The organism is Virgibacillus sp. NKC19-16 (assembly GCF_021560035.1).
GTDB classification, from domain to species: domain Bacteria; phylum Bacillota; class Bacilli; order Bacillales; family Amphibacillaceae; genus Virgibacillus_L; species Virgibacillus_L salidurans.
Window position 1 is genome coordinate 3,282,409 of the sequence record NZ_CP074373.1, and the last position, 15,648, is coordinate 3,298,056.

At 44.0% G+C, this 15,648-nt stretch carries 8 protein-coding genes; 1 reads left to right on the forward strand and 7 read right to left on the reverse strand.

Annotation, left to right across the window (positions count from 1 at the left end):
* Positions 1-65: 65 nt before the first annotated feature.
* Positions 66-1,655 carry a glutathione ABC transporter substrate-binding protein gene (locus tag KFZ58_RS16430; RefSeq protein ID WP_235792365.1) on the reverse strand — a complete coding sequence of 530 codons (1,590 nt, stop codon included), beginning with the start codon at positions 1,653-1,655 and terminating at the stop codon, positions 66-68.
* A 378-nt stretch (positions 1,656-2,033) separates the two neighbouring features.
* Here KFZ58_RS16430 and KFZ58_RS16435 point away from each other — a divergent pair, with 378 nt between their 5' ends.
* Positions 2,034-3,461 (forward strand): SLC13 family permease, encoded by a 1,428-nt coding sequence (locus KFZ58_RS16435; protein WP_235792366.1) that lies wholly within the window; start codon positions 2,034-2,036, stop codon positions 3,459-3,461.
* A 237-nt stretch (positions 3,462-3,698) separates the two neighbouring features.
* Here KFZ58_RS16435 and KFZ58_RS16440 read toward each other — a convergent pair whose 3' ends face one another.
* From KFZ58_RS16440 to KFZ58_RS16460, 6 genes are all read right to left on the reverse strand, one after another.
* Complete coding sequence (locus tag KFZ58_RS16440) at positions 3,699-6,392, reverse strand: FIMAH domain-containing protein (protein ID WP_235792367.1); 2,694 nt, start codon at positions 6,390-6,392, stop codon at positions 3,699-3,701.
* Positions 6,393-6,529: 137 nt separating this feature from the next.
* Positions 6,530-6,664 carry a hypothetical protein gene (locus KFZ58_RS19220; RefSeq protein ID WP_255694940.1) on the reverse strand — a complete coding sequence of 45 codons (135 nt, stop codon included), beginning with the start codon at positions 6,662-6,664 and terminating at the stop codon, positions 6,530-6,532.
* A gap of 118 nt (positions 6,665-6,782) precedes the next feature.
* Entirely contained in the window at positions 6,783-9,659 is a 2,877-nt protein-coding gene (locus KFZ58_RS16445; protein ID WP_235792368.1) for an amidohydrolase family protein, read from the reverse strand.
* Between the two features lie 135 nt (positions 9,660-9,794).
* Positions 9,795-11,822 (reverse strand): gamma-glutamyltransferase, encoded by a 2,028-nt coding sequence (gene ggt / locus KFZ58_RS16450; RefSeq protein WP_441360289.1) that lies wholly within the window; start codon positions 11,820-11,822, stop codon positions 9,795-9,797.
* Positions 11,823-12,099: 277 nt separating this feature from the next.
* Positions 12,100-13,878, reverse strand: coding sequence for a D-alanyl-D-alanine carboxypeptidase/D-alanyl-D-alanine endopeptidase (gene dacB / locus KFZ58_RS16455; protein ID WP_370642326.1), 1,779 nt, complete (start codon positions 13,876-13,878; stop codon positions 12,100-12,102).
* A gap of 45 nt (positions 13,879-13,923) precedes the next feature.
* Positions 13,924-15,405: a serine hydrolase domain-containing protein gene (locus tag KFZ58_RS16460; protein WP_235792370.1), complete on the reverse strand. Its 1,482-nt coding sequence runs from the start codon at positions 15,403-15,405 to the stop codon at positions 13,924-13,926.
* Between the last annotated feature and the right edge of the window lie 243 nt (positions 15,406-15,648).

Consider the following 15,648-nt stretch of genomic DNA (forward strand, 5'->3'; position numbering starts at 1 on the left):
GTGGTCGAAGCAGCTCAATATAATGCGAAAAATCCGGGGAGTGCCTGTACTGGCACCCCCGGATTTTATTCCTCTATATAAACATCTTCCAGCTGCAAAATTTGAGTCGGCAGCTGTGATAGCCCTTTTACCTTGTCACTAACTCCTAATAAATATTCTTCATGGTGGATGGGAACGATTGGAGCAACTTCTACAAGCAATTCCTGTGCTTGACTATATAGTTCCAGTCGTTCTTGTTCATCTCCGGTTTGACGTGCTGCATCTAGTAGTTCATCTAGTTCTTCGTTCTCTGTAAAGGTCCGGTTACCGGCAGATCCGAGATTGTCAGAATGGAACAGTGGATAGAGTCCATTATCAGCATCTCCTGTCACGGTAGTCCATCCAAATACGAACATATCATGCTCCCCGTTGGCGGTTTGATCTAACATAGCACCCCATTCCAGTGTTTCTATGCTTGCCTCAATTCCGATCTCTGAAAGCTGTTCCTGTACATTTGTTGCGGTATCCATCCGTCCTCGCTCATCATTTGTCCAAATCGTTGTGGAAAAGCCATCTTCATAACCTGCTTCAGCCAGCAAACTCCGGGCTTCATCAACGTCATAACCAAGACCAGAAACTTCCTCATCATAGCCAAATACATTCGGTGCCAAAGGTCCGGTAGCTGGTATCCCGACTCCATTATGTATGCCTTGTATAATTTGATCCTTGTCAATTGCCATCGATACAGCTTGCCGCAGTCGTTCATCATCGAATGGTTCTTTTTCCATATTAAATCCGATATAGGATAAAGCTGAGCTTTCCTGCCTTTGTACGGACATTCCTTCCCTTTCTTCTACCTGCTCCAGATCAGAAGGGCTAAGCGGATTTGCAATATGTGAATCCCCTGTTTCAAGCTCCGCGATACGTGTCAAATCTTCCGATACAACTTTAAAAGTAACGGAATCAAGTAGTGCGTTATCATCCCAGTAATCTTCGTTTTTTACTAGTTTCGTATATTGGCCTGGTTCCCATTCCTCGAATGTAAATGGCCCCGTACCTTGAGGGTTTGCACTAATTACACTGCCAGGCTCTTCTCCCTCTTCCATTGCCGCATAATCGGCTTCAATTTGCTCCATGGAAATCATGACACCTCCAGGGTGCGCAAGATGTGCTGGGAGTGGTGCAAACGGGTACGCCGTAATAAAACGAACGGTGTGCGTATCGACCACCTCAATATCTGTAATCATATTGTACATCATTGCGCGGGGTGAACCAATATCTGGATCCAGCGTCCGTTCCATATTTGCTTTCACAACTTCCGCATTGAAATCTGAGCCATCATGAAAAGTTATCCCTTCACGAAGTTCAAATTCCCATGTCGTATCGTCCACCTGTTCCCAGCTTGTTGCAAGACCAGGCTGGATTTCCATATTTTCATCCTGTGTTACAAGTGTTTCGAAAACATTTGCCTGCACATCACTGGACGGCGTATCATTGGAAGCAGCTGGGTCTAATGACACAACATCTGACTGCGTTGCAATAACAAGATCCCCGCCTTTTTCCTGACTTTCCCCACCAGCAGAATCTTCATCTTCTCCTGGTTCACTTGCACATGCTGCAAGTCCAATAGTAAGTAATAGTACAACGAACAGAAATAATTTTGGACTTATTCTCATGATGTATATCCCCTATCTCTCTATTTTTTAATAGGTTAGTACGCTTTTACATACTAACCTATTAAAGTAATGCTAACTATTATATCCCAATAAAGTATCTGAAATCAATGATTCCTTTAAAATCTATTGCAAAATTCGATAAATTCCGGGGCGTGACAGGCACTTTTTCATTTTTCCAGTTGACAGTTTTTTCATCAATTGATAAGCTATTAAATGTTTAAAAATTATATTATTTGTAAATAAAGTCGTACATGAAAAGTTCTTATTTGATTCAAAAGGGATAACCCTTTCATCGTTGAAACCGGTTAAATTTGTAAACGAATAACAATCTTACCAACTGAAAATCATCGTTAGAATTACAGAGAGGGAGCAGTAGACATGAAATTACGACAAAAAATCGGTCTCATACTAGGACCGCTTTTATTTTTAATCATTTATTTTTTCCCTATGTTAACAGGCCTTGATGATTCACCACGGGCAGTTCTGGCAGTTACCGCTTGGGTAGCATCCTGGTGGGTAACAGAAGCAATCCCTATCCCTGCCACTTCGCTATTACCTATCTTTTTGCTGCCTATCACCGGCGGAGCGGAGGAGAGTACAGCTACAATGGCATATGGTGATCCAATTGTATTCATGTATATGGGTGGTTTCACCATTGCGCTGGCGATTGAAAAGTGGGATCTTCATAAGCGTATTGCCATGACAATTATTTCCATGGTGGGTACAAGCAGTCAACAGATTATATTAGGCGTTATCATCGCCACAGCTTTATTATCGATGTGGATTTCCAACGCTGCTACAGCACTTATGATGCTTCCAATTGCTTTGGCTTTGATTACGGAAGTGAAAAATAATAAATTTATGGATGAAGCGTCGCTGAACAATTTTGCTAAAGGACTTTTGCTAACGGTTGCATATTCAGCTTCCATTGGTGGGCTAGCAACATTGATTGGCTCTGTGCCGAATGCTGTATTTGCTGGGGTCGCCTCCAGTGTCCTTGATCAGACGGTTACCTTCACGGATTGGTTCCTATTTGGGTTTCCTATTACAATTCTCTTATTAGTAGTTTTGTATTTTTATATTACTAGAATTCAATTCAAGGTAACACAAAAAGGAAAAATCTCAGACGACTTTGCGCGCAACCAACTGAACAAACTTGGGGCAATGTCCTTTGAAGAAAAATCCGTACTGACTATATTTAGTATAACTGGAACACTATGGATATCTTCTGGATTTTTACCAGAGGGACTGCGGTTAAGTGATACTAGTATTTCTATTATCGGAGCCTCTGCTATGTTTTTGCTGCCAAGCCGACAACAAGAAGGCAATTTAATGCAATGGAAAGATATGAAAGAACTCCCGTGGGGGTTACTGTTGCTTTTTGGCGGGGGCTTGTCACTTGCGGCCGCTTTTGAGGAATCTGGATTAACGGAATGGTTTGGGGAAATACTTGGTGCACTCGAAGCACTTCCATACGTACTGCTGTTAATTGTACTTGCAGCTATCGTTCTATTTATGACTGAGATCATGTCAAACACGGCAGTCGCTAACATGTTGATCCCAATCAGTATCGGACTCGCACTCGGCATTGGTATAGAACCTTATAGCATTATGGCAGTTGTTGCACTTTCCGCTTCTTGTGCGTTCATGCTGCCAATTTCTACACCACCAAACGCCGCAGTTTTCAGTTCTGAGTATTTAACAATCGACGACATGGTCAAAGCTGGTTTTTGGATGAATGTGATAGCAATACTTGTCATTGTTGGATTTGTCTATTTCTGGCAACCGGTTGTACTTACTTCATAATAAGAGTATTGATGCATTGATAAGGCAGGCAGGTTTATTTTTAAATAGACCTGCCTTATTATCTTTTCTCTTTTATCCCCTATTCAAAGATCCACTCGTGTAAAAAGGAGTTGTCACTGAAAGGGTAAAATTACACTACTATATTTCTGAGTAAAATGAATTTCATAAAATAATGACCAGAGATAGTAAAAAACCAAGCCCCCTATTATAAAATGGAGGGGGCTAAAAGGATCCACGTCATTGATCCAAATCACTAACTATTATCTCATCAAAGGTGAATACATTACTGCTGTCGTAATCAAAGTTGATAACACTCATTAGCGCTCTGCCTGTTTGATTTTCCAATTGTTCATCTGCGGAGAGTCTATGAACTATATCCCATGTTTTAGGTTCCTCCACATCATCTTTCCAAAGACGAACCATTAACTCATTATCCTGTTTACGCAATCGTATCCAATGCCACTCATCGGTCATATTCGTATCAATTCGATTAAAGTTATTGGAACTGCTGTCATATCTACCTCTAAGAATCAATTCATCCGTGTTGAGATTCAACTCAATACCAAAACCGTTGACAGGCATCGAACTGCCTGATGAGAAGGCATCAGACTGAAGCCATAGTCTCAACCTTTGATTATTGCCTGTCTCATTAGCTCGGAAACGAATCAGCAATTCACTATTTTCCGTCTCTTCCATATCTGGAGTGATACGCCCGTAAGCACTGCCATTACCCTGTTGACGGTTATCCAGTTCAATTTGTCCGGCGTTGTCCTGTATCGTATATACTACACCATCAGGGTCCGTCGGCCAGGAATGAAGATTCACAAAATCAGATGAATCCCAGCTACTTCCGTCTTCACCAATGAATCCTTGATAAAAGGCATAATCTAGCTCTTTCATATAGCTGTCAGCTTGTGGTTCAATAAGGTTATAGGCTTCCTCTGAGATCAGACCGCTTTCTGATTGATGGTGAAGCAAATCCAATAAACCATCCAGATGTTTGATAACCTTCTCTGTCTCGTCCTGTTCTTCAAATTGACTTATTGCAGTCAAGTGAAGTTTTACGGAACGAGCGGTTTCATCATTTGTAAATTCTCCTTCTTCCTCAAAACGATCAACGAGTATTTTCAAATTAGCCAAACTTGGTGCTCCAAGTGGAGGTTCCACTTCACCTGAGTCTGTACAGTTATCCAGCGGCAGGCCGGCCAACTCGTTATATCTTGCCTGTTCATCAAGCAGGAACGGGATCACCGTCATCATCGGCTGATTCATCGTAACAAATATGCCGTTCTCACTGACCTGTTCGGTTTGCAGTGAAAATAAATCAATATGCCGGCTTATTCCTTCTGCTTGTGAAGTATTTATGAGATAGCCGCATGCAGCAGGGTCTAATACTGCCCATTCAGGCGGCTCACGGTTGTCTGCTCCATCGAGATAGAATGGCTCCTGATTTGCACCATCAGCTGCCCTGCGATCTGGAGCTTCAGTCACAGCCTGTACCACATCATCAAACCGTTCCCGATAAAACCGCATTACTGATAATGCTGTTTCCATCTGCATCTCTACCCGGGCTTCCGGTTTTGCTCTGCCTGCCGATTCCGTAATCAAACCTATCCCGTGCCGTAAGCCGAGCATATTTGACAGCACGCGCTCGTTCCCATTTGTGCTTGAATTAGGGGAACCATATATACCCGTGGTAAAACCTGCTTCCTCAACATCCGGCATCAAATAATCCTGTACCATTTCTTTACTTAATTCCCGTAATGGTTGGTCAATATTTAAGTTACGAGGCCATACCATCTCCATTTCCGGATTAGCTCCACTTGGACGTTCATGCGCATCAATTGTAATATCCGGTTGGAATTGGTTCATGACTTCTGCTACTACCTGTATTTCAGGTGTAGCCAGGTTGAGATGGTCACGATTGTTATCGACGCCCCAGCCGTTTCCTCTTTGATTAGCTTCACGCCCATCCGGGTTTGGTGTAGGCATGAAAAGGATTGTTGTTTCACTCATCTGCTCCAACAATTCCGGATCATCAGTAAAGGCGAGGTCCCGCAGCATTTGCAATGCCATTTCTTGTCCAGCAGGCTCATTACCATGTGGTGTTCCTTGTATTAATATATTTCGCCCGCTTGCAATTTCTTCATCTGATGGGGGTTCCGGATAACCAACACGTACCAAATATATTGGCCGTCCCTCTACTGAAGTTCCCTCCTCAGTGTATGTGACCCTATCTGATTCTGCCGCAACTGTTTCTAGGAAAGCCGCTTCTTCAGAAGGTACTGTCCACCCATTTCCGTTTCTCTGCTCAAAACCCGTCTCCCTTGAATTCGGGTCAAACTCATTTTGAATAAATACCTTCTCACCGGTATCTCCCACTTCTGCTTGTGTCTGAGGTCCATCCGGACATGACACTGATTCTTCTCCAGCTTCACCCAGTAATTGTAATCCGGCTGTACGCGAAATGGCTAACATCGGGATTGAAGCAGATGTAGACATGGAAGACGGAAAAGCATCACAACCGTCGTTGTCCGTACGCTGATCGTTAAATATCAGTACCGCCGAGTAATTCTTGCCCTCTATATTGTCCATCTTCTCAACGAAAAGACAGTCACCACGTTCTACTAAAGCCACATTACCCTCATCCGTAGCTTCGGGTACTGGATCGCTGTTATTACAAGCTGCACCAACGTAAACAACCCGTCCATCAATAGGGCCGACTTCCTCAATTCGCGGCGTATGCTCTGACCAGAAATAGTCAAAAGATGTACCAGCTAATGGACCGCTTGCAATTTCAGATACATATCCCTCTCTGTCACTATCACCTCCCTCCCCGGACACTGTCATTCCCGTTAAGGTCTCCATCATCACAAAAAGGAATAAAATCAACATCAAAGAAATGCTTTTTTTCCAATTGAGCTTTTGCATTACCGTTCCCCTCCCTTAAAATTTTTCTAATATCTATTGAAGATCAGCTCAGTGGTAATCTATTGATATAATCGTTATAAAATCTAATATTCTATCGCCATTCCTCAAGCAAACGATCAGCATGCATGTTCAAATTGCTAGAAGCCTGTTCCGTAATTTGGGGTTTGTCTTGGATCTCCAGTATCCCCGGCAAAACCGGTTACGGGAACAGTTGTGATCAAAAGAATGATTAGAAATACAGAAGTTAACTGTCTCATCGATCTTTTTGGCATAATGATTCTCCTTTACTTTAAAAAAATCCCCCTGTAACAAATCATTTTTATCTGTTACAGGGAGTTACCCTTACATCAAAGTTGTTTTCTACTATTAATTTTAGGAAAGTATTGACACTTACTCCCAGATCTCAAGAAGTGCCTCAGCATGGTCCGTAAGCACAGTGGCCACTTCTTCAGAAATCTCTCCATTTGTCCCCAGGAAATCGAGTAATTGCTTAAAGCTATTTAAGTGTCGAATAGCTTTATTCATGGAACCGGTAGATTCATAGTGACCAACAGAAGTTAAGTGCGTTTGCAAGTTTCTGACTGTTTCATCACTTTCTATATCGCCATCACTCCTGAATTCATCTACGAGCGTCTTCATGTCTTCAATACTTCTAGGCTCTGCTGACTCACCCAAAAATCCTCTTATTTCATCCTCCCCTTCGATTTGAATTGTGACGGTTGGACGCTGATCTGTTATCATCGTCTCATTTTCATCGATTATCACCATGAATGTCCGCTCTTCACTTTCATTTAGCAGGCCACGGCCGGTAAAGCTCGTCCAACCATCTGCAACTTGAATTTTTCCAAATCCGGTTGCAGCAAAATTTAAGTCTGAACTTTCATCTTGAACAGTGAATGATCCATCAGCTTTTATATCCGCTTCATCCTGTTGAAGTGCAAATGCCATTTCCGCTTCTGCCAAAGAATCCGGTTCATCCATATCATAGAGTTCACCTTCTTCCTCTATGTCAACAGATTCCGTGGTCATAGGACGACTTGGCATGTTTGCAGCTCGCTTCAACGCCTTACCAGGATGCAAACCGGTTAATTCTCCATCTTCCAGGGCAAATTCGCCATTGACCAAAACATATTCGATTCCATCTGCATATTGTTTCGGTTCATCGAATGTTGCATTGTCAATGACGGTTTCCGGATCAAAAATCGTTATATCAGCTGCCATCCCTTCAGCAATAAATCCTCGATCCGTCATTCCAATAATGGTTGCCGGTAATCCGGTCATTTTTTGAACCATCGTTTCCCAATCTGTAAGTCCCTCTTCTCTTACATACTGACCAAGTGCTCGCGGCTGTGTTCCGTATCTTCTTGGATGGGTACTGTTTGATGTCGTAGCACCTCCATCTGATGCAATTGCCGTCGTCGGGTTATCAAGAATCCGTTTAAAATCATCCTCGTGACCGAAATTATAAATGGATCTCAAACTTCCTTCTGTCTCTAAAATCCTCATGGTTGTTTCACCTGGCGTCAATTCTTCTTCCTCTCCATCGTCTTGTGGCGCAGGTATTTCCTGTACCATGTCCCACTCCTCTGGTTCTTCGTTCTCATCATTCCATAGGCGTACCATCAGCTGATCATCTTCAACACGAATTCTCAATGATTGCCAATCGTTTGTCATATTGGCGTCCACACTGCCATAATTCGTTGAACTCCCATCCTCTCTTCCATATAAAACAAGATTGTCATTTCCAAGATGTAATTCAATACCATAACCATTTACAGGGAAAGAACTTCCTGAACTAAAATCATCAGCTTGTAGCCAGAATCTGATTCGCTGGTTGTTTCCTGTTTCACTGACTTTAAAGCGCATGTACGCTTCACTATTGTTCTCCAATTCATCCATTACAGGTGTGACTTTTCCATAAGCACTCGCGTTACCTTGCATTCTTTCATCGATTTCAATTTTTCCGACATCTTCTTCTACAAGATAGCTTACCGCATTGGATGGATAGGAAAATAATTGTTCGAATGATTCGGATTCCCATTCCTCACTACTGGTAAAATCATAGTCAAACGCCGTATTTCCATCTAAATCCTGAATGTTTAATTCATCAATATCAAAAGTTATGTCACTGTCATAGTCAAAGTTGAGAAAACCTAACAGTGCTTGTCCATTTCTGTCATAATTGAAACCTTCTTCCATATAATCAGCAAGTGTCATTTGCCTGGTAGGAAAATATACATCTTCCGGTCCTTCTACCCGGCTATGCATAATTTCCTCAATTTCCTCTGCAATTTGCGGACGAAGCTCTGGATCAGCAAATCGTTCCAGCATCGCATCCCATCCTCCATCTTCTACCCATGGGGGAACAATTGCCGTTAGGCCTGTCTGACTGCGAAGGTATGGGTAAACGTCAGCTGTAGCATAGGTTCCACGTGCATTTGCTTCTTCGATCAGCCCAACTGTTTCAGCGGATTTACCCCAGTTATCCGGCCCCATTACCTTCATATGTGTAATATGAGGAGCGAGCCCTGCTTCTTCTCCAATTTCAATTGTTTCAGCTGTTGCTTCTACAACTTCATTGTTTTCATTACGAATGTGATGCGGGAAATTTGTGCGCCATTCGCTTGCAGCACTTACGACATCAATTACTTCCTCCGTTGTTGAATAATAAGCTGGTCTGTAGAATAGCCCGGCAGAAACACCATAAGCTCCATCTTCCATTGCCTCTGTAACTAACCCTTGCATTTCACTGATTTCTGCTTCCGTTGCCCGTCGATCCTCTTCACCAACTACTTCTTCCCAGACGGAATTAAATCCAATATAAGCCCCAATGTTTATTCCCAGGCCATCTTCTTCAAGCGCAAAACGCTCCTGAAGATCTGTAGGCCCTCCTCCATCAACATTTAACAGCTCCGTCGTAACACCTTGCGTAAGGGAACTTTGCGCTTCTTGAAGAGCTGACGTTGATGCGTGACTGTGCAGATCAATAAATCCGGGTGCTACAAACAGCCCATTTGCATCCACTTCTTTTTCAGCAGCATAATTCTCCAAATTGCCGATACGAGCGATAATTCCATCTCGTATTCCGATGTCTGCATCATATTTCGGGAGACCAGAACCATCAATGACCGTCCCATTTCTGATAATTTTGTCAAAACCCATATCACCCTGAGACTGCGCAGCATTTCCAACGGAAGCCTGTAAAAACGTACCTAATAGTAATACAACCATTACCGCCATTATCAACGTTTGACGTAGCCTAAACATGATCATTCCTCCTTCTCATTATCAGGACTGATTCGTTGTCTGCTATATAGCAGAGCAGCCTTTCACCTGCCCTGCCCATTTATAGGTACCTTTCAATAGATTGCTTCTACTCACGCCCTATTCCTACAGTCCATTCTACTCCCATTCCTCCAATAAAACATCAGCAGCCGCCATCAACTCCTCATAAGCATCATCCGAAATCAATCCATTATCGTTCTGATACTCAACCAGCAACTTAAATCCATCCAGATGTTCTATTGCTTTATCCATGTTATCTGTATTTTCATAGTGTTCTAGCGCCGCTAAGTGAGTTTCCACATGACGGATGGCGCCTTCATCATTAAATTCGCCGTCATCTTTTAATTCATCCACTAGATATTGCAAATAGGCAACGGTTGACTCGTTCGGTGGCAAATCACCGGATGAAATACCTATAGCTTTTCCTTCTCTACTCGAATCTGCGGCACCCATGTAATGCCCACTTTCAAGGTCGAGTAATAAACTGTTGACGTTTCCGATTTCACCTGGGTTTGATTCCCATTCATGCCCCATTTGCTCGAGTTGCTCCCTAACATCTGTCGGTATGCCTGACTCCCAGCGGATACTCGGATATTCATTGCTATAGATTCTTGGTTCTTCAATGGCATCCTTAAGCTCCATATCATACCCAATCACATTGACAATCGTTTGCAAGACGGATGTGATAATGGTAGTTCCACCCGGTGAGCCAACTGTCATGAAAGGTTCACCATCTTCTAAAACAATCGTCGGTGTCATGCTGCTTAACGGACGCTTGTTTGGCTGAACTTCATTTGCCCCGCCTGGAACCGCGTCAAAATCCGTTAATTCATTATTCAGCATAATGCCGTAATCTGGTACCATTATCCCTGATCCGAATACTTGTTCAATCGTTGTTGTATAGGAAACAAGATTCCCTTCACTATCAGCAACAGTAAAATGTGTTGTTTCGCCATCTGTTTTGTCATTAACTTTTTCACTTACCTCAGATGGCTCTCCTTCCTGGTAATCCCAAGGGTTTCCTGGCTGAACATTATCATTTGCCTGATTTGGATCAATCAATTCAACCCTGCTATCAATATAATCAGGATGAAGCAGCCCTTCAGCTGGTACATCGACAAATTCAGGATCGCCCATATAGGCACCTCTATCCGCATAGGCGAGGTGCATCACTTCGGCCATATGATGATATTTTTCAGCTGATTGAACGCCATATTGTGTCAGGTCCATTTGTTCAAACATTTCCAGCATTTGCAGCAAGGTCAGACCGCCGGAACTTGGCGGGGCCATGGATGCGATATCATATCCCCTGTAATCACCCCATACCGGAGCTTCATGGGTCACATCATAGTTGCTGAGATCATCCGCTGTCATACTGCCATCACGTTTTTCGACCTCTTCGGCAAGCGCTTCACCAATTTCTCCATCGTAAAACGCATCGGTCCCCTGCTCGCTAATCAGCCTGAACGTATCAGCCAAATCCTCTTGAACAAGCAGTTCACCCTCTTCTAATGGGTCGCCATCAGGCAGGAAAACTTCACTTGCTGCCGTATTTGACAGTTTTTCCTCATTACTAGCAATGTCGTCAGCAAGCACCCAGTTCACTTCAACTCCTTCTTCCGCCATTTCAATGGAAGGTTCCAGTAGCTCGTCCATGGAACGTGTGCCCCATTGATCAAGAGCGGTTTCAAGGCCTTTTAGTGTTCCTGGTACACCAACTGATTTACCACTGCGGACCCGTTCCTGAAAAGGAATCACATTACCGTCTTCATCAAGAAACATATCGGGCGTTGCGCCTGCTGGGGCCCGCTCCCTGCTGTTAATGGCCGACACTTCTTCCGTCTCGGCATCATAGTACATCAGAAAGCCACCACCGCCGATTCCAGACATCATTGGTTCATTAACATTTAAGGCAAATTGAATCGCAACAGCCGCATCAACGGCATTGCCGCCTTCCTTTAACACATCTGCTCCAACCTCAGAGGCTAATGGATGTGAGGTCACGACCATACCGTAGTCGCCCTCTGCCGTTTGTTCATCTTTTATGCCCTGTGCACTAGCAGTTAATCCTGCTGGTGTCAAAATATTGATGATTAGTAACAGTGACATAAAGATTGATAATATTATAGATTTATTCTTCACAATAAAACCCCTTTCTGTGTTTATAGGATTGAAATTTTTTAACCTATCACTATTTCCTTATCAAATAATCTGCATCTGTTATGAGTGTTTCATAGGCTTCTTCTGAATTAATGCTTTTTTCTGCTGAACATCCAGCACTTTTTTAAAGCTTGCTATGTTTGGACGTCTTTTCCCCCTAAGTCTTGTCTTCTTAATGGCTTACTGCAGAGGGATATTTCCCCCTGGTAAAATATAGTTGCTCCCAGTGCGTTTCCATGATCAAATCTATTAGACTAACACACTACTGCCATTGCTCCAATAAATTATCAGATGCAGCCATTAATGCTTCGTGAGCCATCTCAGAAATCATGTCGTTATCCTTCTGATGTTCAATCAGTGTCCTAAATCCGTTTAGATGTTTAATCGCTTTGTCCATGGTGTTTTCATATTGAACAAGTGCATTTAAATGCATTTCTGCCTGGCGTACTGCTCGCTCGTCGACGAATTCTTCCCCTTCAGCCAATTCACCAACAAGATTTTGCAAATCCGCAACTGTTGGCTCTTCTGGCTCCTCCGGCTGTGAATCTTCCTCTCCATGCTTTGCCAGTACTGTCGCAATCTCATCCTCAATACCCTTCACCGATGATGCCAGGTAATTATTAAACATAATTGAGAAGGTCAGCTTTTCTTCATCCGCTGTAGTGACATAGCCGGACAAAGCGGATACGCCGGTCAGCGAGCCTGTTTTCGCCAATACGTTATCTTTAGCAGGGGCTTCGGTCATCCGGTATCTTAGTGTACCGCCGACGAAACGTTCTGGATGGCCGGCGACTGGCAGGGATTCTTCAAATGCCGGGTACCAGCTCTCGTCTTGAATCCCGTACAGCATTTCGGTAAACTCGTTGGCCGGGATCATGTTTTTATGCGACATGCCAGAACCATCGCGGAGGAGCATCGTATCGGTGTTCATACCAAAGTCTGCCACCGTTTCCTCAAGCACGTCCAGCCCAGCATCCCAGCTTCCTTCCCCTTCCAGCACTTTGCCCATTTCTTTTACTAGCACTTCACCATGCCCGTTATTGCTCAGTTTCATAAACCGGGTGTAGATGTCCTCGATTGGCTGGGACTGTTTTTCTACTAACAGGTCTGCATCCTCCGGTGTCGGGCCAAATGTGACGGATGAATCACCAATCATTTGGATACCCTGTTCCTCCAGGGATTTTTTAAACACATCCATCGCATACCCGGTTGGCTCCCATATGGATACCCATGATTTGGAGTTCGATCCATCAACTGGCATCTCTCCTTCAATTACAATTTCGTTGTTTCCATGCTGCCGTTGGATGGAAATATCTTTATCCTCTGAGGATACCACCATTTCCGTGTTGTTTATGATATTGACATAATCCGTCTCCGGTGTGACTTTCACCTCTGCTTGTCCGCCCGCTTCTTCTGATGCCATGACCTCTACTACGACAGTGCCGGCATCATAATCGGTGTCTGGGGCAAGGGTGAGGGCGGAGATTTGTGCGCCAGTGTAGAACGGCTCATCCGACCAGTTGAGATCCTGCGAAAGACGGACATCGTCATACCAGGTGTCGTCTCCCACGAGATCCCCTCTAATCTGATCAATTCCCTGCTCCTTCAGATCTTGGGCAAACTGATCAAGGTCTTCTTTCATCAGCGTCGGGTCGCCTTTCCCTTTCAGATAAAGGTCGCCGTGTAGTGCCGATCCCTGCACATTGCCATCAGTCCATACCTCTGTGGAAAACCGATAATCCGGACCAAGGGTTTCCATTGCAGCCGCTCCACTCAACAGTTTCATATTGGAGGCCGGGTGCAGCCGAATGTCGCCATTTTCTTCATAAATCACCTCGCCCGTTTCCGCACTCCGCACACTGACACCAGTAACCGCACCGTCCAGCCGCGCGTCATCCAACACCTCATCAATCTTCTCCTCTAGATTGCCAGTTTCCTCCTGGGAGGCTTTTACCAACACGTTGTTTCCCTGCTGCATCAGTGGCAGGATCAAAAGCATCACAGCGATCAGCAGAAAGGGAATTAGTCGTTTTGCCCGCATTTTACCGTCACTTCCTTCCTTTTTTTGAAAGCGTGTTTAAACCTATTAACTATCCCATTTTCCGATCAAATAATCCGCATTTTTTTGGAGTGTTTCATAGGCCTCTTCAGAAATGAATTCATTTTCCCGCTGATAATCCAGCAATCTTTGAAAGCCTTCCATATGTTTCACGATCTTTTCTGCAGAGCCCGTACCCTCATAATGACTGATAGCGGTTAGATGCACCTGCAATGTTCGGACATCTTCATCGCTTAAAAATTCGTCCTCGGCTGCAAAATCATCTACAAGTTCATTCATCGCATGAGCACTCCATGCGTTAATGGCATCAGCCGTCTTCTGGGCCACTGCCTGACGTAACGGATTGGTGGACGGTGCTTCCCTTGTAGGGTGGACTTTGTTTGTCAGTAAAATCGCTACTGCATCTTTGCTTGGACTAATTACGATCGATGTGCCAGTAAAACCGGTATGGCCTAGTGTTGATGGTTCAGATAAAGCCCCCATATACCAATCCTGGTTCAGTTCCCAAGCTAAACTATGCGCATTACCAGGAAAATCAGGCAGCTGATTCGTTTCCATTTTTTCCACGGTCTCCGTCTTCAAAATGCGTGTGCCATCATATTGACCATCATTGAGAATCATTTGTACAAATACCGCTAAATCTTGGGCTGTTGAAAACAGACCGGCGTGACCAGCAATTCCGTCCATCGCCCAGGCGTTTTCATCATGCACCTCACCCCAAACAATCTCTCGCTCCGTCTGTGGCTGATACTCGGTTGCAGCAATACGGTTCTTTAATGATTCGGGCGGATTGAACATCGTATTGGCCATTCCAAGCGGTTCGGTAATATACGTTTGAATATATTGGTCAAGCCGTTTGCCGGAGATTTGCTCGATTAATGCCCCAATTGTGATCATGTTCAAGTCGCTGTACCCGTAATGTGTGCCGGGCTCGTGCTCTAATGCAGTCGAGAATACTTCTGCATAAGCTTCCTCACGTGAATCCGTTGTTTGATAAAGCGGAATCCACGCCGGAAAGCCGGATGTGTGTGTCAGCAATTGTCTGATTGTGACATCAGATTTCCCATTTTGGGCAAATTCAGGAATGTATTCCGCTACTGGATCATCTAGATTAAATGCACCCTGTTCGTATAAATGCATCGCAGCTGTTGCTGTAAACACTTTGGTAATAGAAGCTAAATCAAATATCGTATCGGTTTGCATTTCCACCGGGTTTTCCATTTCTGTAAAATCATCGTCCAAATAGCGCGCCGCATATCCGTAGGCATCTTCTTTAACAATTGTTCCGGAGCGGGCTACCAAAGTGACAGCCCCCGGCATGTATCTATCAGTGATCCCCTGCTCAATAACTCCATCGATTTCATCTAATGGCTGCTGCAACATTTGCACGCTGCTTGCCGGTCCGGGCTGTACTAAGGGCGTGGCAGCCCCAGCTTTTCCAGCGCCTGCCTGGAACAACGAAGCGAATAGTAGACAAGTCAACGTTACTGAAATGAGCCTGTATTTCATCCTTGTTTCTCCTCTCTAAGGAATTCATTATCCCGCCGCAAAAAGCACTTTGGTTGTTCAATTGCAGAACTATGCCCACTGTTCAATCATAAATTACACCCTAGACTTGAGTGTCTGACCTGCAATCCCTTCACTTCAAACGAACGGAAACGAAACAGAATCAGAATAGCTAATTGCCTCAAGATAGTCTTATAACCACGAAAACAATGAATCTATCAAATGAAGATACCTAACATCCATCGG